This window comes from Paenirhizobium selenitireducens ATCC BAA-1503 (assembly GCF_000518785.1).
In the GTDB taxonomy this organism is placed as follows: Bacteria; Pseudomonadota; Alphaproteobacteria; order Rhizobiales; family Rhizobiaceae; genus Allorhizobium; species Allorhizobium selenitireducens.
Genome location: NZ_JAEG01000016.1, coordinates 103,824 through 125,287 on the forward strand (window position 1 = coordinate 103,824; position 21,464 = coordinate 125,287).

Here is a 21,464-nt window from a genome sequence, read left to right on the forward strand (position 1 = left end):
ACCGCAAGGCCGGCGACGCAATACGGATTCAGCAAGATCCGTGCCATAAGAATAGATTAATATTTTCAATTGCTTGGCTTTTTCTTTCTCGTGAACTGATGCGCCAGTGCATAGGCATTCGTCATTTCTGCATCAGCAGGCTTGGTCTTCTGCTGGCGACGCCCGGCGGCCTCGCCCCGGCACCAGGAGATGACTGTGTTACCGCGACAATGGCGGACTTCGACACGGCCATATCGCATGTGCGAGGGCCGGAGGGGTAATGCTGCGGGTTTGCAGGAAAATTCTCCGGCAAAAACGCATCACGACGCTCCGAGCGTGGCGATCATTGCGTGTTCCGATTTTTTTATCGTTCAAAAACATATGCTTAGAAAACAGAAAACAGCTGGCACGGCTTTTGCTGCTGTCATGGGAAAGCGCAAAAGAGCGAGGGGAACCATGATCGCAGACGATTTGACCGATATCGGCACCTTACCTTTCCTCGATATGAGCGATCCGGATTTCTCGATCCGGTCGCAACAGGTTAACGATGCACGGGAGCGGAGCTGGTGCGCGCGGACCAATTACGGTCTTGCCGTGTTGCGTTACGACGAGGTGCACAAGCTGATGCGCGACGCCCGTCTTCGGCAGGGCAGCTACGCCTGGCCGAAGCTCAACGGCGTATCCGGCCACTTCGCCGGCTGGTGGGAGCGCATGCTGCTGAGCCAGGAAGGCCCCAACCACGCCCGCCTCCGGCGCCTTGCCAATCCGGCCTTTTCGCCCAAGCTGGTGATCGGCCTGCGGCCCGAATTCGCCAAGCTCGCCAATGAACTGATCGACAGGTTCATCGAGAAGGGTGACTGCGAGTTCATGGCCGATTTCGCCGAGCCCTATGCGACGCGCGTCATCTGCATGCTGCTCGGGCTGCCGCACGACAAGTGGCGTGAGCTTGCGGATCTCGCGGCGGACATGGGGCTGGCGCTTGGCGTAACCTTCAAGCAGGACCTTGAGACGGTGGACGCCGCGACGGTCAAATTGTTCGACTATGTGATGACACTGGTCGATGAGATGCGCCAGCAGGAACTCGGCGAGGATTTCCTCTCCATGCTGGTCAAGACCAACATGCAGAGCGACGAGGCCCTGTCCGAGCGGGAGCTTTACGACCTGATCATGCTCGCCATCTTCGGCGGCATCGACACCACCCGCAACCAGATCGGGCTGGCCATGGACGTGTTCATGCGCAATCCCGAACAGTGGCGGCTGCTGGGCGACAATCCGGAACTGGGAAAATCGGCCGTCGAGGAAGTGATGCGCGTCCGCCCGACAATCACCTGGGTGACGCGCGAAGCGGTCGAGGATTTCGTCTATCAGGGGCTCGAGATCAAGTGCGGCACGACGATCCACCTGTTCGGCCAATCGGCGGCATCCGATCCGCGGGCCTTTGCCGATCCGTCCTTCGACATAACGGCTGAACGCAAGCCGCATTTCGGCTTCGGCGGCGGCGCGCATTTCTGCCTTGGCCACTTTATCGCCCGCGGCGACATGACCGAGGCACTGGCAATACTGGCGCATCGGGTCCGTAATCCGCGCATCGAGGGCAATGCCCGCTTTCTGCCCGACAGCGGCAATACCGGGCCGATCACGCTGCCGATCGCCTTCGACAAGGGGGAGCGCAAGGCGTTCATCCCGCCGAGCGCCGAGGAACCGGCAAAGCCGGAGGTCGCCGCCGGTGCCGAGACGGGGCCCGCCGTGTCGCTGACCGTCCTTTACGGTACGCAGACCGGCAATGCGGAGCAGATGGCAAGCGATATTGCCGGCATTGCCCGCAGCCGCGGCTTTGCCCCCCGCGTCGCCCCCCTCGACAGCATCGAGATGGACGAGCTGGCCGGGCTGAAACGCCTGTTGATCGTCAGCTCGACCTATGGGCAGGGTGAAATGCCGGACACCGCGCGCGGCTTCTGGGAAGCACTCAGCGCCGCAGACGCGCCGGACCTCAACGGTCTTTCCTATTCGCTGATGGCGATGGGGGACTCCGGCTACGAGACCTTCTGCGCTGCCGGTCGCGACATGGACGAGCGGCTTCAAGCCCTCGGGGCGCAGGCGATCGAGCCGCGGGTCGATTGCGATACCAATTATGCGGCCACCGCCTTTGCCTGGGTCGATCGCGCGCTGGCTGCGGCCCGCGCCGTGGAAGGCGAGGATGCCGAAATGGAGCTTGGCGATCTGCCTGCTGCGGCGTCGACCCGCTCCCAATGGAACCGCCGCAATCCCTACCCGGCGTGCATGGCGGTCAATCGCCGGCTCTCCGGCGCGGGTTCGGCCAAGGACACGCGGCACATCGAGTTCGAACTCGGCGACAGCGGTCTCGCTTACGAGGCCGGCGACTGCATCGGCGTCATCCCGCAGAACGACAAGGGACTCGTCGATGCGCTGATGAACCAATTCGGCGCCTGTGCCCATGTCCCGGTCGCAGGCCACGACAAGCCACTCGGCGCGCTGCTGACCGAGGCCTTCGAGATCAGCACGCCTTCGCGTGAACTGATCGCCGAGGTCGCCCGCCTTTCGGGCGATGCCGAACTGAACCACGTGTTGGAGAACGGTGACCGCCAGTCGCTCGACTCCTGGCTGTGGGGCCGCGACATTCTCGATCTTCTCGGCATGATGCCGAAGGATGCGATGTCGCTCCCGGACTTCATCAGTCTGCTGAAGCCGCTCCAGCACCGCGCCTATTCGATCGCCTCGAGCCCGAAAGAGCATCCGGGCAGCATCCACCTGACGGTTGCCACCATCCGCTATCAGAGCCATGGCCGGGCGCGGCAGGGCGTCGCCTCCACCTTCCTGGCCGACCGCGTCGGGGAAGGCAATGCGGCGCCGATCTTCCTGTCGCCGAACCGGGCCTTCCGTGTCCCGGAAAATGACGCTGCGCCGATGATCATGATCGGTCCCGGCACCGGTGTGGCCCCCTTCCGCGCCTTCCTGCAGGAGCGCCGCGCTCGCGGCGCAAAGGGCCGCAACTGGCTGTTCTTCGGAGACCAGCATCGCGACCGCGACTTCCTCTACCAGGATGACTTCGCCGCCATGCAGGCCTCCGGCCTGCTGACGAGGCTCGATCTCGCCTTCTCCCGCGACCAGGCGGAGAAGGTCTATGTCCAGCACCGGATGCGCGAGAACGCGCGCGAGCTCTTCGCCTGGCTCGAGGACGGCGGTTACCTCTACGTCTGCGGCGACACCCATATGGCGACCGACGTCGAGCAGGCGCTGGTCGATATCATCGCCTCCGAGGGGGCGATGTCGGCGGACGATGCCGAGGCCTATCTCGACCGATTGCGCAAGGAAAAGCGCTACGCCCGCGACGTCTACTGACCGCTGTCCCGACCTTCATCCACCCTATCAGGGGCGGCTCCGGCCGCCTGTATCGGAGAGAGATTGCATGACAAAGCTCAATCAACTGGCAGCCCGGCTCGAACGGGATGGGATCGACATCCTGCATGTCGGCCTGTTCGACTATGCGAGCGTCTTTCGCGAACGTCGCCTGAAGCGCGAGCAGTTCCTTGCCTGGGCGCGGGACCCGCGCTTTTCCAACACGCTGCCGCACTGGGATTCGGCCGACAGCCTGTTCGGCGGCGGTCCTTATCTGACCGAAGCGCTGAGCCTCGATGTGGACTCGCTTCGCCCGTATGCGTTCGAGCCGAACGCTGCGGCCATCGTTGCAGACTATGCCGGAGAAAACCGCGAACTCATGCCGCGCGCCGTGCTGGCGCGCCAGATCGAGCGTGCGGCAAGCATGGGCTACGAGGTGCGCGCCGCCTTCGAATTCGAGGTGATCTTCCTCAAGGAAAATGCGGCAAGCCTGCGCGACAGCGGCTTTTCCGCCATGCACACCTTCATGCCGGAGAACAAATGCTGGTCGGGCCAGACGGCGGCCGATCAGGCCGAATTCGTTTCCGGCCTGGAGAAAGCCATCGTCGATCACGGTGTTTCGCTGTTTGCGGTCGCCGGTGAGCTGGGGCCAGGCTGCTTCGAAGCGACGCTTGCCGCCGAGATGCCGATGAAGGCCGCCGACGATGCCGCCTTTTTCCGCCAGGCGGCCCGCGCCTATGCCCGCCGGCAGGACATGACGGCGAGCTTCATGGCCTCCATGGGCGGCTCCTTTCCCGGCATCGGCGGACACGTCACCCTGTCGCTCCGGGACAAGGCGACCGGGCGCAACGTCTTTTCCGATCCGGCTGCCACGACCAATCAGGCGGCAAGGCACTTCATCGGCGGCATGGCCAGGCTCGTGCCTGAGGCTTTCGCGCTCTGCGCCCACACGGTCAATGCCTATCGCCGCTTCGCTCCCGGTTCCTGGGCGCCGAAATCGGTCAGCTGGGCGGAATACACGTTCACCACGGCGGTGCGATCCGTTCCGTCGGCGGAGGATAGCGCCCGCCTCGAATTCCGCCTGCCCGGCGCCGACTGCAACCCGCATTTGACGCTGGCGCTGGCGCTGGCCGGCGGTCTGGACGGTCTGGAAGAACAGATCGATCCGCCCGCCGCCACGCCCTTCGGAGGGCCGGACGACATTCCGCCGGGCGCCACCCGCCTGCCGCGCGATCTGAAGGACGCAGCCGACCGGCTGAGAGCGAGCGAACTCGCCGCCCGCCATTTCGGCGAGGCCTTCACCGCGCATTTCGCCAAGGCCTGCGAGATCGAGCATGCCGCCCTTGCCCGCGCCGTCAGTGCCTTCGAACTCGCCCGCTATCTCGAAGGCTGAACCCCCAACCCCGTCCCAACCCAAAAACAAAAGAGGAGAACGCCCTATGGCAAAGCACGAAAACTGCGACATGTTCCGCGAACTGAACGATCCGATGCGCAAGGAACGCGTCGCGCGGGTAAGCGAGAAGATCAAGGCTCTCGGCATCGAATACATCTACTACCAGTACATCTCGATCACCGGCCGCGTTCTCGGCAAGGCGGTTCCGGCCCGCCATTGGGAATACAATGCCCGCAAGGGCGTGCAGACATGGATGGGCGGCGTTACCAACGTCTCGACCGACATGAACGGAACTTTGTTCGGCTTTTCGGCCAATGATGGTGAGACGGTCGCGCTGCCCGATCCGGAAACCTTCTGCCAGCTGCCGTGGGACAAGCGCGTCGCCCGTGTCTTCTGCACGCTGTTCTACGGCCTCGAGGACGCGAAAAATCCGGGCGGGTACTTCGAATGCGATACCCGTGGCAACCTCAAGCGTTTCGACCGGGAATTCCGCGAGAAGCACAACGGGCTTCACCTGCGCGTCGGCATGGAGCCGGAAATGCTGTGGCTGAAGAAGAACCCGGACGGTTCGGCTACGCCCTATTCCGGCATTACCGAGCCCTATGCCTACCACATCGGCCAGTTCGAAAGCGCCCGTCACATCTGGACGCAGGTCTATGAATATTCCCACGCCATGGGTCTCGACATGATCCAGGGCGACGTCGAGGACGCGCCGGGCCTGCTCGAACTCAACTTCGCCTTCGACGATGCGCTGAAGACCTGCGATCGGCTCACCACCTATCGCCAGATCTGCAACGAGGTGGCCCGCCAGCACGGCCTGATTGCCTGCTTCATGGCAAAGCCGATGATGGGCGTGCCGGCCAATGGCTGCCACCACAATTGCTCGATCTGGACCGGCGGCTCGGCTGAGCTGCAGCAGCTGGTGCCGGGCGAACTGCCGGGCATGGAAGAACTCTTCACCTACACCAAGGGTGGCGTGAACGAGTTCGAGAACAAGGAGGAAGGCTGGTTGCCGACCGAGATCGGCCACCACGCCCTTGGCGGTGCGCTGAAGCATATCGGCGCGCTCACCGCGATCGGAGCCTCGACGGTCAACTCCTATCGCCGCTTCGCCGATGTCGGTCTCTGGGCACCGATCGGCGCCAACTGGGGTCTGCAGAACCGCTCCTGCACCATCCGCATCTCGGCACCCGACCGCTTCGAGTTCCGCGCCGTCGATGCCATGGTCAACCAGCACCTGTTCTGCGCGGCGCTGATCAAGGCGCTTGATGACGGCATTTCGAACAAGATTGACCCCGGCGCACCGGAAGATCGCAATGTCGTGGAAGTGATGAAGGCGGGCGGCCATGTCGACCTCATCCCGCTCAACCTCAACGAAGCGCTGGATGCCTTGCAGAAGGATGATCTGGTACTGGAAGCGATGCCCGGCAGGCTCTATGAATTGTACGACCTGATGAAGCGCGACGACTGGAAGCGCTTCCTCAAGGAAGTCACCAACTGGGATCTCGACCGCTACATGGACTACCTGCCCTGAGCGATACGAGCAGAATTTTACGGACGGCGCCCGGCGCCGTCCGCCTTGCCATTTCCGACCTCTGATTGGAGTTATCCATGTCTCACCATCTGCAATTCTTCATCGACGGCGCCTGGGTCGATCCGGCCGTGCCGGCAACCCTCGACGTCATCAATCCCGCGACCGAGGAGGCCTATACCCAGATTTCCGTCGGCTCGAAGGCCGATGTCGACAAGGCCGTCGCCGCGGCCAAGAAGGCTTTCGTCAGCTTTTCCAAGACTTCGGTCGCCGAGCGACTGGCGCTGTTGAAGAAGATCCTTGAAGTCTACAATGCCCGCTTCGAGGACGTCGCGGTTGCCGTGTCCAACGAAATGGGCGCACCGCTGTCCTTTGCCCGCGACGCCCAGGCCTGGGCCGGCCGCGCGCATATGGAATCCACCATCGAGGCGCTGGAGAACTACAAGTTCTCCGAGAAGCGCGGTTCGACCACCGTGGTCAAGGAACCGATCGGCGTCTGCGCGCTCATCACGCCGTGGAACTGGCCGCTCAACCAGATCGTCTGCAAGGTCGCGCCGGCGATTGCCGCCGGCTGCACCGTGGTGCTGAAGCCCTCGGAAATCGCCCCGATCTCCGGCATCGTCTGGGCCGAAATCATGGAAGAGGCCGGCGTGCCGAAGGGTGTGTTCAACCTCGTCAACGGCAACGGTCCCGATGTGGGTCAGGTCATGGCCGGCCATCCGGATGTCGACATGGTGTCCTTCACCGGCTCGACCCGCGCCGGCATCATCGTCGCCAAGACCGCAGCCGATACCGTCAAGCGCGTCGCCCAGGAACTCGGCGGGAAGTCGGCCAATATCGTCCTGCCCGACGCCGATCTCGAAACCGCCGTCACCAAGGGCGTCCAGGGCTGCTTCGGCAATTCGGGCCAGTCCTGCGATGCGCCGACCCGCATGCTGGTTCCGGCCGATCGCCATGACGAAGCATTGACCTTCGCCAAGGCAGCCGCCGAGGCTCACAAGGTCGGCAGCCCGACCGCCGAAGACACCGATCTCGGCCCGGTCGTTTCCCAGCTGCAGTTCGACAAGATCCAGCGCCTCATCGAGGCCGGCATCAAGGAAGGCGCGACCCTCGTCACCGGTGGCCTTGGCCGCCCCGAGGGACTGAACCGCGGCTACTATGTCCGCCCGACGATCTTCGGCAATGTCACCAACGACATGACCATTGCGCGCGAGGAGATCTTCGGACCCGTGCTGTCGATCCTGCCCTACAAGACCGAGGAAGAAGCGATCACGATCGCCAACGACACGGTTTATGGCCTGGCCGCCTATGTCCAGTCGGAGAACCTCGAGCACGCCCGTGCGGTCGCCCGCGAGATGCGCGCCGGCTCGGTCTATCTCAACTATCCCGACTGGGACACGCATGCCCCGTTCGGTGGCTACAAGCAGTCGGGTAACGGCCGCGAATATGCCGACTTCGGCATCCACGACTTCCTTGAGATCAAGGGCATCGTCGGCTACGGCGACTGAGTGTCCAACCGGCCGCGACCTGGTGCCTTCGGGCTGGTGGCGGCTGGAGGTGACACCGGCAGACAAACATCGCCCGCGGCAGTCTTCTGCCGCGGGCGATTGTCGGATGCGCTTCGGTTTGGCGGACCGAGCGAAGGGCTTAGTCTTCTTCTTGGAAGACTTCTTCGCGTTTCGCCTTCACCGAGGGCAGGAAGACGATGACGAGGACGGCCACGGCAAGCAGCAGGAGTACGGCGCTGATCGGCCGGGTGACGAAGGTCATCGGGTCGCCGCGCGACAGGATCATGGCGCGGCGCAGGTTTTCCTCGAGCAGGGGCCCAAGCACGAAGCCCAGCAGCAGCGGCGCCGGCTCGCAGCGCAGCTTGACCAGGACATAGCCGAGCAGGCCGAAGCCGGCGACGGCATAGAGGTCGTAGACGTTGGAATTGACGCTGTAGACCCCGATCGAGCAGAAGGCCATGATGATCGGGAAGAGCACATAATAGGGAATGGTGAGCAGTTTCACCCATAGCCCGATCAGCGGTAGGTTCAGCACCACCAGCATCAGGTTGCCGATCCACATGGAGGCGATGATGCCCCAGAACAGTGCCGGCTGTTCGGTGGCGACGTTCGGTCCGGGCACGATGCCCTGGATGATCATCGCGCCGACCATCAGCGCCATCACCGGATTGGCCGGGATGCCGAGGGTGAGCAGCGGGATGAAGGAGGTCTGGGCGCCGGCATTATTGGCCGATTCCGGACCCGCCACGCCTTCGATCGCCCCGTGGCCGAATTCCTCGGGATGGTCGGAAATGCGCTTCTCGACCGTGTAGGAGGCAAAGGCCGCGAGGATGGCGCCGCCGCCCGGCAGGATGCCAAGCGCCGAACCGATCGCCGTGCCGCGCAGCACGGGCGCCACCATGCGGCGGAAGTCGTCGCGCGTCGGCCAGAGGTTGGTTACCTTCGACATCAGCACGGTGCGGGTCTTTTCGCCCTCCAGGTTGCGCAGGATCTCGGCGATCCCGAAGACGCCGACGGCGACCGCGACGAAATTCAACCCATCGGCGTATTCGCGGATGCCGAGGGTGAAACGCGGCGTGCCGGAATAGATGTCGGTGCCGACGAGGCCGAGCAGCAGGCCGAGCGAGACCATGGCCAGCGCCTTGACGATCGAACCATGGGCAAGAGCGATCGACGAGACGAGACCGACCACCATCAGCGAGAAATACTCGGCGGCGCCGAACTTGAGCGCCACGGCGGTAAGCGGAATGGCAAGAACGGCAACCAGGAAGGTCGATACCGTGCCGGCGAAGAAGGAGCCGAGCGCGGCGATCGATAGCGCCGCCCCGGCGCGGCCCTTGCGTGCCATCTGGTAGCCGTCGATGGCAGTCACCGCGGACGAGGATTCGCCCGGCATGTTGATCAGGATCGCGGTGGTCGATCCGCCATACTGGGCGCCGTAGTAGATGCCGGCGAGCATGATCAGCGAAGAGACGGGCTCAAGCTGAAAGGTGATCGGCAGCAGCATGGCGATGGTCGCGGTGGCACCGATGCCGGGCAGCACGCCGATCAGCGTGCCGAGCAGAACGCCGATCAGGCAGAAGAGCAGGTTTTCCGGCGATGCCGCGGTGGAAAAGCCGAGGGCGAGATTGCTGAAGAAATCCATGGGTTCTTCCTAAAACCGGGTCCAGGGGCCGAACCGTTCGAAGGGCAGGCCGAGGGCGTAGCTGAAGACGATCACGGAGAAGACCGTGATGGCGGCGGCCAGAAGCAGCGCCATGACCGGACCCATGCGGTGCGAGGCAAAGGCAGCGATCAGCGCGGCGAAGAAGATCGACGGCACGAAGCCGAGGCCGCGCACGGTGAAGCCGAAGAAGATCGGCGCCGGCAGGATGAGCAGGATGCCCCTCAGGGCGATCGGGCCGAGCGGTTCGCCCTCGACCTTGCCGGACTGGAGAAGAATGACGGTGCCGAGCAGCATCAGGATGGCCGCGAGCATGAGCGGGAAGAGGCCCGGTCCCATGCGGAAGGCCGTGCCGAGCTCTAGCCCCAGGCTCTGAAGGGCGAAGAAGCCGCCAAGCGCGATGAACAGGGCGCCGCAAAGGGCGTCGGTCCGGTCGAATTTCATGGATTTCATGGTGTCCCCCTTGATGCGGCAACAGGGGCCGCGGCGTCGCGCTGAGCGCGGGAATGCCGCCCGCCACGAGGGCGGACGGCATTGTGCAGGGTCTATGCTCAGTCGGCGAACTGGCCGGCGGCTTCGATCACCGGCTTCCAGCGGGCGATCTCGCTTTCGAGCTTGGCCTTGAGGGCTGCCGGCGTGGCATCGGCTTCCGGCGAGGGCGCGGTGCCCAGTTCGGCGAAGCGGGCGACGATGTTCTCGTCCTTGAGGGCGACCTGAAGCGACTTCGACAGGCGCTCGACGGCTTCCGAAGGGGTGCCCTTCGGTGCGTAGATGCCGTGCCAGATGCCGACCTGGAAATCGGCGAGACCGCCTTCGGCTGCTGTCGGCACATCCGGCAGGACGTCGAGACGGGCGGGCGAGGTCACGGCATAGGCCTTGATGGTGCCGCCCTGGATCTGCTTCGTCGTGTTGGTGGTCTGGTCACACATGATGTCGACCTGGCCGCCGAGCAGGTCGGTCATGGCCGGGCCGGTGCCCTTGTAGGGCACTGTGACGAGGGGCGTGTCGATCGCGCTCATCAACAGCATGCCGCAGAGATGCGAGGCAGCACCGATGCCGGCATTGGCGACGGTGACGGTGTCCTTGTTGGCCTTCATGTAGTCGATCAGGCCCTTGAGGTCGGTCGGCTCGAGGTCCTTGCGGGCGACGATGGTCATCGGCACGTCGGTGACGAGGCCGACATATTCGAAGGCGTTCAGCGTGTCATAGGCAAGCTTGCGGTACAGCGTGGCGCTGGTCGACATGCCGATATGATGCAGCAGCACGGTATAGCCGTCTGCCGGCGCTGAGGCGACCCGACCGGCGCCAAGCGTGCCGCCCGCGCCGCCGACATTCTCGACGACGATCTGCTGGCCGAGATCCTTCGACATGGATTCGGCGACGAGGCGGGCCACCGTGTCGGTCGGGCCGCCGGCGGCGAAAGGCACGACCATGGTGATGGTGCGCTCCGGATAACCCGCGGCGAAGGCAGCGGCGGACGACAGGGTGACAGCGAATGCGGCGCCGAGGCCGAGCATAGTTTTCAGGATCTTCATCGAATTCCTCCCGGATGAAACATCCCAGGCCGGTGCGGCTCCTCCCGTGCCGGTCCTGGATGCGCCAACAGTGCGGCGGAGGCGGTCGTTCGCAAGCGCTAACCGGCGGCGGCTGGAGGGTTTTGACCGTGCATGCAATGCAGCATGGGTAGGTTCGGGAACAAAGCGCTGCGAGGCTGGGTGGAAATCCACCCATGGAGGGCGGATCAGGCGTCGAAGTCGTCGAGGGTCACGTCAGGCTTTCGCTCCAGCCCGTATTTCTGCATCTTTTCGTAGAGCGTCTTTCGGGAGATGCCGAGCTGCTCGTAAACCGGTCGCAGATTGCCGCCATGGGCGGAGATCGCGCTGGCGAGGATGCCGCGTTCATAGGCTGCGACCTTGTCGGCAAGCCGCTGGCGCACCGTCGCCTGCGGGCTTTCGTCGGGCAGGGGATCGAGCCCCAGCACCAGGCGGTCGGCGGCGTTGCGCAATTCCCGGACGTTGCCGGGCCAGGGGCGGGCGGCAATCTCGGCCAGCAGATCGGGGGAGACGTCGATATCGTCGCGCATGTAGCGGGCGGCCGCCTCGCGCACCAGCTGGAGAAAGAGGATGGGAATGTCCGCCAGCCGGTTGGCCAGGGCGGGCACATGGAGTGTCGCGACGTTCAGGCGATAGAAGAGATCCGCGCGGAAGCGCCCCGCGGCGACCTCGGCCTCCAGGTCGGCTTTGCTGGTGGCGATGAAGCGCACGTCGAGCGGCACCACCTCGTTCGAGCCGAGGCGGGTGATGACCCGCTCCTGCAGGACGCGCAGAAATTTCGCCTGCAGGTCGAAGGGCATCGAGCCGATCTCGTCGAGAAGGATCGTGCCGCCGCGGGCATGCTCGAACTTGCCGTAGCGCGGCCGGAGCGCACCGGGAAAGGCGCCGGCCTCGTGGCCGAACAGTTCGCTCTCGATCAGGTTTTCCGGCAGGGCCGCGCAATTGATGGCGATCAGCGGCCGGTTGGCGCGGGCGCTCACGTCATGCAGGGCGCGCGCCACGACTTCCTTGCCGACGCCGGTGTCGCCGATGATCAGCGTATCCGCATCCGTGGCGCCGATGGCCCGCAGGCGGTAGCGCAGGTCGACCATGACCTGGGTTCGGCCGGGCAGGCGGGTCTCTATGTCGTCGCGCTTGCCGGCGACGGCGCGCAGCCGGCGGTTTTCCATGACCAGGCTGCGCCGGTCCATCGCGCGGCGGATGATGCCGGCGAGATGCTGGGCGGTGAAGGGTTTTTCCAGGAAATCGTAGACGCCGGCGCGCATGGCGCTGACGGCGAGCTGCACGTCGGCATGGCCCGTCACCAGGATGACCGGAATTTCCGCGTCCACGTCCCGGATGCGCTGAAGCAGCGTCATGCCGTCCATGCCGGGCATGCGGATGTCGCTGACGACGACGCCATCGAAGCCGTAGCCGACCAGTTCGAGAACGGGCTCGGCCATCGAAAAGGTCGTTACCTCGAGGCCGAAGAGTTCGAGCGCCTGGGCCGAGGACCGGCGCATGTCTTCCTCGTCGTCGATCAGGAGGATGCGCTGGCTGCTCATTCCGCCGCCTCCTTCATCTTTTCGGCGGCGTCGAGCTCGATGCGGAACACCGCGCCACCGTCGGCATGGTTGGCGACCGATAGGCTGCCGCCGAAATCCTTGACGATATTGTAGGAGATCGACAGGCCGAGGCCGAGGCCCTTGCCGACGCCCTTGGTGGTGAAGAAGGGGTCGAAGATGCGCTCGGCAATGGCCGGCGGAACACCGGGGCCGTGGTCGCGCACCGTGAGCAAGACCTTTGCGCCCTTGCGGCGGGCCTTGAGCTGGATGTTTCGGTCGGCCTGCCCTTCCACCGCATCGGCGGCATTGGTGATGATATTGACGAGCACCTGCTGCAGGCGAACCGGTCCGGCCACGACGGCCGGCGGGTTCTTGCCGAGATCCACGTCGAGCGTGGCGTCCGCCGTCTTCAGCCGGGCCGCGACGATTTCGAGCGTGTCGTCGATCACGGTGTCCAGCGCCACCGGGCCGAGCTTCTCGTTCGGCTTGCGGGCAAAGTTCCTGAGATGCCGGCTGATCGAGGCCATGCGGTCGACGAGGCCGGAAATGCGCAGCAGATTGTCGCGCGCCTCGCCTGCCCGGCCCCGGTCGATCAGCAGGGCGGCGCTGTCGGCATAGGTCTTGGCGGCGGCGAGCGGCTGGTTGAATTCGTGTGACAGGGCAGCCGACATCTGGCCGAGGCCAGCCAGCTTGCCGGCCTGGATGAGGTCGGCCTGGGTCTTGCGCAATTCCTGTTCGGTGAGGCGTCGCTCGGCGATTTCCAGCTCGATCTGCTCGTTGACGCGGGCGAGGTCGGCGGTGCGTTCGGCGACGCGGTGCTCGAGCTCGTTGCGGGCCCTTTCCTCGAGACGCAGCCGTTCCGCCGTGCGGGCCCGGCGCTGTAGCAGGATCGCGAGTGCCAGACCAGCGAGGCAGACGAAGAGCACGACGGCGATGACCACCGTGCGGACCTGGCCACGCACCGATGCCGTGTCCATCAGCACGTTCACCGTCCAGTCGGCCTCGGGCATGTAATGCGACAGAACGAGATATTCGCGGGATGCACCGCCGCCCGTGATCGTCATCAACCGGTGGCCGCCTTCTCCGCTCTCGCGCAACGGCAATTGCTTCAGCGGTGCCTCGGCATAGCGCCGCGAGGCCTGGGTGCGGGCGAGGCGGGCGGCGTCGAGCGGATAGATGCCGCTGTAGAGCCATTCCGGGCTGCCGGTCATGAAGATGATGCCTTCCGGATCGGCGACGAAGATCTTGTATTCGCCGCCCTTCCACGACGCCTCGATCGAATCGATATCGACCTTGAAGACGATCACGCCGCGGATAGCCCCGTCGACGCTGACCGGCGAGGCGAAATAATAGCCGCGCTTCAGGGAGGTCGTGCCGAGCGCGTAGAAACGGGACTGACGGCCCTTGGCGGCATCCTGGAAATAGGGGCGGTAACTGAAGTTCTGCCCGACGAAGCTGGCCGGCCCGTCGTAATTGCTGGCCGAGATCGTCTCGCCGTCCATGGTCATCACATAGATGTCGGAGGACCGGAGCAGCGTATTGATTTCCTTAAGATAGGCATTCGCGGTGTTTCTCAGGGCCGGATTTGAGGGCGCCCGCAGCAGCGCCTTGATGTCGTCGTGGTCGGCGATCAGCGCAGGGAGCGGTTCGTAGCGGCTGAGGTGGCCGCCCAGCGCCGACACGGCAAGACGCAGTGCCGAACTTGCCTGGAGCGAAGCCTCTTCCATGTAGGCGCGCGTGGCGACCGCGCCGCCCTGGAAGGCGGCAAGCCCGATGAACACCGGCAGAATGACAAAGACCAGGGCATGGCGCAGTTTCACGGAACAACGGCCTCCTCTTCCGTTCCTCCCGGCCAAAGCGGCCGCTCAAGAAGTCTAGAGAGCCGGACGGCCGTTTCCTAGAGGCGATCTGTGCGGAAATGCGTCGACATTCGGGTCCGCATTTCACCCTCTTCATGGTCGAGCGATGCGCCGAACGCCCCATGCAGCGGCCGATCGCCGTGATTGGCGGCAGAATCAGCCAAATCGGACCGCTGCGCTGCGATAAAATTTCGACAGGCTGCGCGACCCGTGACATAAGGCGCCCGGAAACCCCTCAAGCCTCCCTGTCCGGTCATGATTCGTATCGAAAACATCAGCAAGCAGCTCAGCCACCGCATTCTCTTCATCGAGAGCTCCGCCGCGCTCAACAAGGGCGAGAAGATCGGCCTGGTCGGACCGAACGGGGCCGGCAAGACGACGGTCTTCCGCATGGTCACCGGCGAGGAGCAGCCCGACGAAGGCCAGATCTCGGTCGAGAAGGGCATGACGATCGGTTATTTCAACCAGGATGTCGGCGAGATGTCCGGCCGCAGCGCCGTCGCCGAAGTGATGGATGGGGCAGGCCCAGTCAGCGTGGTGGCCGCCGAACTGCATGAGCTTGAGACCGCCATGGTCGATCCGGACCGGCTCGACGAGATGGATCAGATCATCGAGCGCTACGGCGAGGTGCAGGCGCGCTATGAGGAACTCGATGGCTATGCGCTGGAGGGTCGCGCTCGCGAAGTGCTGGCCGGCCTGAGCTTCAGCCAGGAGATGATGGACGGAGACGTCGGCAAGCTGTCGGGCGGCTGGAAGATGCGCGTGGCGCTGGCCCGCATCCTGCTGATGCGCCCCGACGTCATGCTGCTCGACGAACCGTCGAACCATCTCGATCTCGAGAGCCTGATCTGGCTGGAGCAGTTCCTCAAAGGCTACGAAGGCGCGCTCTTGATGACCTCGCACGACCGCGAGTTCATGAACCGCATCGTCAACAAGATCATCGAGATCGATGCCGGTTCACTCAACACCTATTCCGGCAATTACGAGTTCTACGAACAGCAACGGGCGCAGAACGAAAAGCAGCAGCAGGCGCAGTTCGAACGCCAGCAGGCGATGCTGGCCAAGGAAATCAAGTTCATCGAGCGCTTCAAGGCACGTGCATCCCACGCCTCGCAGGTGCAGAGCCGGGTGAAGAAGCTGGAGAAGATCGACCGCGTCGAGCCGCCGAAGCGCCGTCAGGTCGTCGCCTTCGAATTCCAGCCGGCACCGCGCTCGGGCGAAGACGTGGTCAACCTGAAGAACGTGCACAAGAAGTACGGCCAGCGGGTCATCTACGAGGGCTTCGACTTCATGGTCCGGCGCAAGGAGCGCTGGTGCATCATGGGTGTCAACGGCGCCGGAAAGTCGACCCTGCTGAAGCTGGTGGCGGGTGATTCCACCCCTGATCAGGGCACGGTCAGCATCGGCGCCAGCGTCAAGATGGGCTATTTCGCCCAGCATGCGATGGATATTCTCGATGGCGAGATGACCATATTCGAGACGCTGGAAAGCACCTTCCCGCGGGCAGGCCAGGCGCCGCTGCGTGCCCTTGCCGGCTGTTTCGGCTTTTCCGGCGACGATATCGAGAAGCGCTGCCGCGTGCTTTCCGGCGGCGAGAAGGCGCGCCTGGTGATGGCGATCATGCTCTTCGATCCGCCGAACCTTCTGGTGCTCGACGAGCCGACCAACCACCTCGATCTCGACACCAAGGAAATGCTGATCAAGGCGCTGTCGCAGTATGAAGGCACGATGCTGTTCGTCAGCCACGATCGCCACTTCCTGGCGGAGCTTTCCAATCGCGTGCTGGAGCTGACGCCGGAGGGCGCGTTCCAGTATGGCGGCGGCTACACCGAATATGTGGCACGGACCGGCCACGAGGCGCCGGGCCTGCGCAGCTGAGATTCCAGGACAAGCCCGGCCGATTCTGGTGATCGGCCGGTATGTTCGTCAGGCCATGGCGCCGCTTGCGACATCGCGGGCGCGGGCCACCCAGGCAGCACCCTCGCGGGCATGGTGGAAACCGTTCGACAGGGGCGCTGCCGGATAGATGTCCCGCAGCCGGCCGATCGCCTCATCGGCCTCCAGCGTGCCGTCGAGCACCGTGCGATAGAGCTTTGCCACCGCGACCATGTCGCAGTCCTGCGGCGACAGGCGTATGGCCGAGACGCCGCACGCGGCCAGATCGGCCAGTTCGCCGAGCAGTGCCTGGCAGGTGTGGGACACGGTCTGAACCCCGTTCAGCGCCAGGAAGGACTGGCGGTCCAGCGTCTTGACCGGCAAACCGTCCGGCTCCTCGCCGCAGACGAAAAGGCAGTTGTCCTTGATCTTGCCCTTTGAGCGGGCATGGGCGCAGCGCGCCGAAATGGCGAGCGGCATGCGGCCGAAGGCGAAGACCTCGAAATCGATATCGGGGCTGTCGGCGACAATCCGCTCGACGGAGGTGAAAGGCAGTTCGGGCGGCAGGCAGATTGATCGTGCTCCCCGGCCGGCCAGCAGCTTGGCGGTCGCCGCATTGTAGACGTTGACCAGCGGGCCGACGTTGTGCGGCTTGCCGTTCAACAGCCCGAGCGCGGAAAGGTCGTTGGCCTCGATCAGGTGATCGCTTTCCGCGACCAGTTCGCGCACCTGCCGGCTTTCCCGTTCCAGCGTCACCAGCGCCAGCGTCGAGAACACCACGGTCTTGCCGGCGGCCTCAAGCCGTTCGGTCACTTCGGCGAGATGCGGTTCGATGAAATGCTGGCGCTTCGAGCACACGGTTTCGCCGATCACTACCGTGTCGAAGGGCGCTTCGTCGGCGATGCGGAAATGGAAGTCGCGCCATTTGGGGCCGTCCCACAGATAGTAGACGGGTCCCATGGTGAGCGTGGGAGAACGGGTATCGGTCATGCTCATCTCCAGCGCTTCTCATAGGCGCCCGATGTGGTCTTCTGCCCTTCGCTCAGGCCTCGCAGGCCGGCGAGCAGGGCGGTGCGCTGTTCGGGTGTGGCGGAGAGCGCCTTCTTCAGAGTCGAGACGACCTCGGCGACATAGGCCTTGCCGCGCTGGCGGCCCTCGATCTTCAGCGCGCTGACGCCGGCGGCGGTCAGGGCATCGATCTCGCTCATCACGTCCAGCGAGACAGGGTCCTCGAAGGCGTAGGCCCGGTCGTCGGCGATGTCGAAGCGGCCCTTGCACAGCGTCGGATAACCGGCGGCCTCGCCGGCGGGGAAGCGGTTGATCGTGTATTCGCCGAGTTCCGAAACCAGCTCATTGCCCTCCTTGCGGTAGTGCACATGGCTTGCCGGCGAGCAGACGCCGTTCATGTTCGGCGACTTGCCGGTGGCATAGGAAGAGAGCGAGCAGCGCCCCTCGGCCATGACGCAAAGGCCGCCGAAAACGAAGACCTCGATCTCGCAGCGGATTTTCGGCGCGATGCGGGCAATGTCGGCGATGGTCAGCGTGCGGGGCAGCACGACACGCTTGGCGTTGAAGGCGTCGACGAGAAAATTGATCGCGTCGACATTGGAGGCGGAGGCCTGGACCGAGACGTGCAGGCGCTGTTCGGGATAGCGCTCCGTCACATGCGCCATCAGGCCGAAATCGGCGAGAATCAGGGCATCGGCGCCGAGCGCCACGGCATCGGCCGCGGCGCGATACCAGATTTCCTCGTCACCGGCGCGCATGAAGGTGTTCAGCGCGACAAAGGTCTGCGTCTTGTGGCGACGGGCATAGGCGATCGCCTCGCGCAGTTCGTCCCGGCTGAAGTTGAGACCGGGAAAATTGCGGGCATTGGTCTCGTCGCGGAAGCCGCAATAGACGGCATCGGCGCCGGCATCGACGGCTTCACGGAAGGCGGCGGGGGTGCCGGCGGGGCAGATCAGTTCCATGCGGATCCCTCTCCGGTGAGCGCGCGGCGGCGAATACCCTCGGCCATGCGGCCGAAGATCGGTGCGAAGGGGCCGGCCAGCGTCGAGAGGTCGCGCGGCAGATCGATGTCGCAGTCGTCGAGGGCGTTGCGCATGGCGAGCATGGCCTCCATGTCGCCGGTGACGTTGAGATCGCGCGAGAAGAACAGCGCGTCGGCGTCGCAGCGCCCCTCCAACAGTGCGAGCAACATGAACAGGGGACCTTCGACTGTCGCATCGGCGGTGAGTGTCGAGCCGTTCTTGCGCAGCACGCGGATCGACGGGCGGCCGGGCTCGACGACGAAAGCGAGCGGAACATCGCTCGGCAGGAAGGCGAAACGCTTGGCCTTGTGCTCGCCCAGGCGTTCGAACAGGCCGGGATGCTCTTTCATCATCCGGGCAAACAGCAGGCCCGTCGCTCGCTCGATCACCGCTATGGGGACATAGTTCAGGGGCGTGGCGAGCGTCTTGGGGAATTCCATGTTTTCATGCCTTTGCGGAACGCGGTGCGCGCCATGCTAACGGCTCGGTCGGCGCGTGCGTTTGAGCCAGCGCAAAGACTTGATGATTTTTAGCCGCCACACAGGCGGGATGACAAAGACACCCTCCGCCATCCGGCGCTATGCCGACCTTCAGGATTTCGCTGCCGAACTGGAACGCCGGGGAAGCCTGAGACGTATCGAAAAGCCGGTGTCGCTGGTGCATGAGGTGACGGAGATCCATCGGCGCGTGCTTGCCTCCGGCGGGCCGGCGCTCTTGTTCGAAAAGCCGGTCAATGCGGCCGGCGAAATCGTGCCGATCCCGCTGCTTGCCAATCTGTTCGGCACGCGCGAACGCATCGAATGGGGCTTCGGGCTCCAGAGCGGTGGGATCGGCGAACTGGCGGATCTGCTCGGCGAATTGCGCGAGCCGCGTCCGCCGCGGTCCCTCAAAGAGGCAATGGGAAAACTGCCGCTCCTGCAGTCTGCCCTTGCGCTCCGGGTCAAGCAGGTTTCCGGCGCGTCCTGCCAGGACGTGGTCTGGCGCGATGACCAGATCGACCTCGGCCGCCTGCCGATCCAGTGGTGCTGGCCGGGGGAGCCGGCGCCGCTGGTCAGCTGGCCTTTGGTGATCACCCGCTCGCCGGACGATCCCAACGATGTCAATGTCGGCATCTACCGCATGCAGGTTCTGGGTCGCGACAGGCTTATCATGCGCTGGCTCGCCCATCGCGGCGGGGCGAAGCATCATCGCCAGTGGCAGAAGCTGGGGCAGGACATGCCGGTCGCCGTGGTGATCGGCGCGGATCCGGCCACTATCCTTGCGGCCGTCATGCCGCTTCCCGAAGGCATGAGCGAGCTCGGTTTCGCCGGTGTGCTCAAGCGGCGCCGCAGCCGGGTGGTGAAGGCGGTGAGCCAGCCGCTCTGCGTGCCGGCCAATGCGGAAATCGTGCTTGAGGGCACGGTTTCGATGCGCGAGGTGGCGGAGGAGGGGCCGTATGGCGACCATACCGGCTACTACAATTCGGTCGATCGTTTTCCGGTGATGACATTGTCGGCGATCACCATGCGGAAGAAGCCGTTCTACCTCTCGACCTATACCGGCCGGCCGCCGGACGAGCCGTCGACGCTCGGCGAGGCGATGAACGAGCTGTTCCTGCCGCTGGTGAAGAAGCAGTTCCCCGAAATTTCCGACCTCTGGCTGCCGCCGGAAGCCTGCTCCTACCGCGCCATCGTCGTGTCGATCGACAAGCGTTATCCGGGCCAGGCGAAGCGCATCATGATGGGACTGTGGTCGATGCTGCCGCAGTTCAGCTATACCAAGCTGATTATTGCCGTCGATCCGGACATCGACGTGCGCAACTGGCACGACGTGATCTGGGCACTGTCGACGCGCTTCGATGCCAGCCGCGACGTCACGATCATCCCCGACACGCCGATCGACTATCTCGATTTCGCCTCGCCGAAGCCGGGACTCGGCGGCAAGCTCGGACTCGACGCCACGACCAAGATCGGACCGGAAACGGATCGTGAATGGGGGAGGGTGCTGGAGATGGCACCGGAGGTGTCAGCGAAGGTCGATGCTCTGTGGAGCGAACTCGGGCTGGGAGATCTGCCATGAGTGTCAAGCGCGTCGTGCTCGGTGTCTCCGGGGCATCCGGCGCGCCGATCGCATTCAGGATCGCCGAGCGGCTGGCCGCGCTGGCCGGTGTCGAGACCCATCTGGTGGTGTCGACGGCGGCTGAGAGGACCTTTGCCTATGAACTGGGCGCGAATGCCCTGGCGCGGCTCGAAGCGCTGGCATTCCGGCGCTACGATATCGGCGATATCGGCGCGGCAATCGCCAGCGGCTCGTTCCGCACCGCGGGCATGATCGTTGCGCCGTGTTCGATGCGCAGTCTCTCCGGGATTGCGACGGGTCTTGCGGATACGCTGCTGATCCGGGCCGCCGACGTGCACCTCAAGGAGCGCCGGCCGCTCGTTCTCCTCGCCCGCGAGACGCCGCTGCATCTCGGGCATTTGCGCAACATGGTGTCGGTGACGGAGATGGGGGCGATCGTCATGCCGCCCGTGCCGGCGTTCTATCGGCGGCCGGAGACTGTGGCGGCGATCGTCGATCATATTGCTGCGCGTGCCATCGATCTGTTGCGGATCACGGAAGAGCCGCTGGCGAACGAATGGGACGGCGAGGTATCAGGCTAGAGCAGATCCCTGTTCAATCCGGTCATATCCAGCAGCCCTGAAGTAGTTTGCGCATTCTGTCGGCGTGAAGCGGGGCATTGACCTGAGGCCCTTCCTCCGGATTTTGGTAAAGTCCGTCACAGCCAGGAGGCGGACGAATGAAGCGTTCACGGTTCACGGGAGAACAGATCATCGGGGTATTGAAGGAGCAGGGTGAGCCTTGGCGAACGGCGCAGAGACAGTCGATGTCTGCCGCAAGCACGGCATTTCGGATGCGACCTTATACAAATAGTGAGCCGCTGGAGGCGCCACTGGTTCAAGCCCAGTGGCGAATGCGAAGTATGGCGGCATTGACGGTGAAGAGGAAAAGCAAATGATCTTGTGCATCATTTGCCCGCTGAACGATGCCCGCAAGCTGACGGCGCTGGAGGACGAGAACGCCAAGCTGAAGAAGCTCTTGGCCGAAGCCATGCTGGACAATGCGATCCTGAAGGATGTCGCTTCAAAAAAATGGTGACGCCCGATGTGAAGCGGGATGCGGTGGTTCACGTCTG

At 64.3% G+C, this 21,464-nt stretch carries 15 protein-coding genes and 1 pseudogene; 8 read left to right on the forward strand and 8 right to left on the reverse strand.

Translation table 11 applies throughout. The features are described 5' to 3' along the window. Positions 1-435: 435 nt before the first annotated feature. From L867_RS26555 to L867_RS0118375, 4 genes are all read left to right on the forward strand, one after another. The gene (locus L867_RS26555; RefSeq protein WP_051439083.1) at positions 436-3,339 is read left to right on the forward strand and encodes a sulfite reductase subunit alpha; all 2,904 of its coding nucleotides are present in this window, start codon (positions 436-438) and stop codon (positions 3,337-3,339) included. A gap of 67 nt (positions 3,340-3,406) precedes the next feature. Beyond that, on the forward strand, positions 3,407-4,729 hold the full coding sequence (locus L867_RS0118365; RefSeq protein ID WP_051439084.1) for a type I glutamate--ammonia ligase: 1,323 nt from the start codon (positions 3,407-3,409) through the stop codon (positions 4,727-4,729). 46 nt (positions 4,730-4,775) lie between these two features. Then, positions 4,776-6,263 carry a glutamine synthetase family protein gene (locus L867_RS0118370; RefSeq protein WP_028738229.1) on the forward strand — a complete coding sequence of 496 codons (1,488 nt, stop codon included), beginning with the start codon at positions 4,776-4,778 and terminating at the stop codon, positions 6,261-6,263. A gap of 77 nt (positions 6,264-6,340) precedes the next feature. Next, the gene (locus L867_RS0118375) at positions 6,341-7,768 is read left to right on the forward strand and encodes an aldehyde dehydrogenase family protein (RefSeq protein WP_028738230.1); all 1,428 of its coding nucleotides are present in this window, start codon (positions 6,341-6,343) and stop codon (positions 7,766-7,768) included. Between the two features lie 139 nt (positions 7,769-7,907). On the opposite strand, the gene L867_RS0118380 is transcribed toward L867_RS0118375, so the two are convergent. From L867_RS0118380 to L867_RS0118400, 5 genes are all read right to left on the reverse strand, one after another. Beyond that, complete coding sequence (locus L867_RS0118380; RefSeq protein ID WP_028738231.1) at positions 7,908-9,413, reverse strand: tripartite tricarboxylate transporter permease; 1,506 nt, start codon at positions 9,411-9,413, stop codon at positions 7,908-7,910. A gap of 9 nt (positions 9,414-9,422) precedes the next feature. Beyond that, a complete protein-coding gene (locus L867_RS0118385; protein ID WP_028738232.1) occupies positions 9,423-9,884 on the reverse strand; it encodes a tripartite tricarboxylate transporter TctB family protein in 462 nt (153 codons plus the stop codon). 98 nt (positions 9,885-9,982) lie between these two features. Beyond that, positions 9,983-10,966, reverse strand: coding sequence for a tripartite tricarboxylate transporter substrate-binding protein (locus L867_RS0118390; protein ID WP_028738233.1), 984 nt, complete (start codon positions 10,964-10,966; stop codon positions 9,983-9,985). Between the two features lie 206 nt (positions 10,967-11,172). Further along, complete coding sequence (locus L867_RS0118395; RefSeq protein ID WP_028738234.1) at positions 11,173-12,528, reverse strand: sigma-54-dependent transcriptional regulator; 1,356 nt, start codon at positions 12,526-12,528, stop codon at positions 11,173-11,175. Further along, on the reverse strand, positions 12,525-14,342 hold the full coding sequence (locus L867_RS0118400; RefSeq protein WP_332308411.1) for a sensor histidine kinase: 1,818 nt from the start codon (positions 14,340-14,342) through the stop codon (positions 12,525-12,527). Before L867_RS0118400 ends, L867_RS0118395 begins: the two co-directional genes overlap by 4 nt. 300 nt (positions 14,343-14,642) lie before the next feature. Between L867_RS0118400 and L867_RS0118405 the strand changes: the two genes are divergently transcribed. Next, complete coding sequence (locus tag L867_RS0118405) at positions 14,643-16,265, forward strand: ABC-F family ATP-binding cassette domain-containing protein (protein ID WP_028738236.1); 1,623 nt, start codon at positions 14,643-14,645, stop codon at positions 16,263-16,265. 48 nt (positions 16,266-16,313) lie between these two features. On the opposite strand, the gene ubiV is transcribed toward L867_RS0118405, so the two are convergent. The 3 genes from ubiV to ubiT are packed head-to-tail and all read right to left on the reverse strand — an operon-like array spanning position 16,314 to position 18,732. After that, positions 16,314-17,252, reverse strand: a complete 939-nt coding sequence (gene ubiV / locus L867_RS0118410) for a ubiquinone anaerobic biosynthesis protein UbiV (RefSeq protein WP_028738237.1) — start codon at positions 17,250-17,252, stop codon at positions 16,314-16,316. Between the two features lie 2 nt (positions 17,253-17,254). Next, a complete protein-coding gene (gene ubiU, locus L867_RS0118415; protein WP_028738238.1) occupies positions 17,255-18,232 on the reverse strand; it encodes a ubiquinone anaerobic biosynthesis protein UbiU in 978 nt (325 codons plus the stop codon). Next, a complete protein-coding gene (ubiT, locus tag L867_RS0118420) occupies positions 18,223-18,732 on the reverse strand; it encodes a ubiquinone anaerobic biosynthesis accessory factor UbiT (protein WP_028738239.1) in 510 nt (169 codons plus the stop codon). The genes ubiU and ubiT overlap by 10 nt, the downstream gene beginning before the upstream one ends. A gap of 109 nt (positions 18,733-18,841) precedes the next feature. Here ubiT and L867_RS0118425 point away from each other — a divergent pair, with 109 nt between their 5' ends. From L867_RS0118425 to L867_RS28050, 3 genes and pseudogenes are all read left to right on the forward strand, one after another. Continuing rightward, positions 18,842-20,350 carry a UbiD family decarboxylase gene (locus L867_RS0118425; RefSeq protein ID WP_028738240.1) on the forward strand — a complete coding sequence of 503 codons (1,509 nt, stop codon included), beginning with the start codon at positions 18,842-18,844 and terminating at the stop codon, positions 20,348-20,350. Beyond that, a complete protein-coding gene (locus L867_RS0118430) occupies positions 20,347-20,931 on the forward strand; it encodes a UbiX family flavin prenyltransferase (RefSeq protein WP_028738241.1) in 585 nt (194 codons plus the stop codon). Before L867_RS0118425 ends, L867_RS0118430 begins: the two co-directional genes overlap by 4 nt. 137 nt (positions 20,932-21,068) lie before the next feature. Further along, a pseudogene (locus tag L867_RS28050) lies at positions 21,069-21,464 on the forward strand (transposase); the annotation flags it as partial.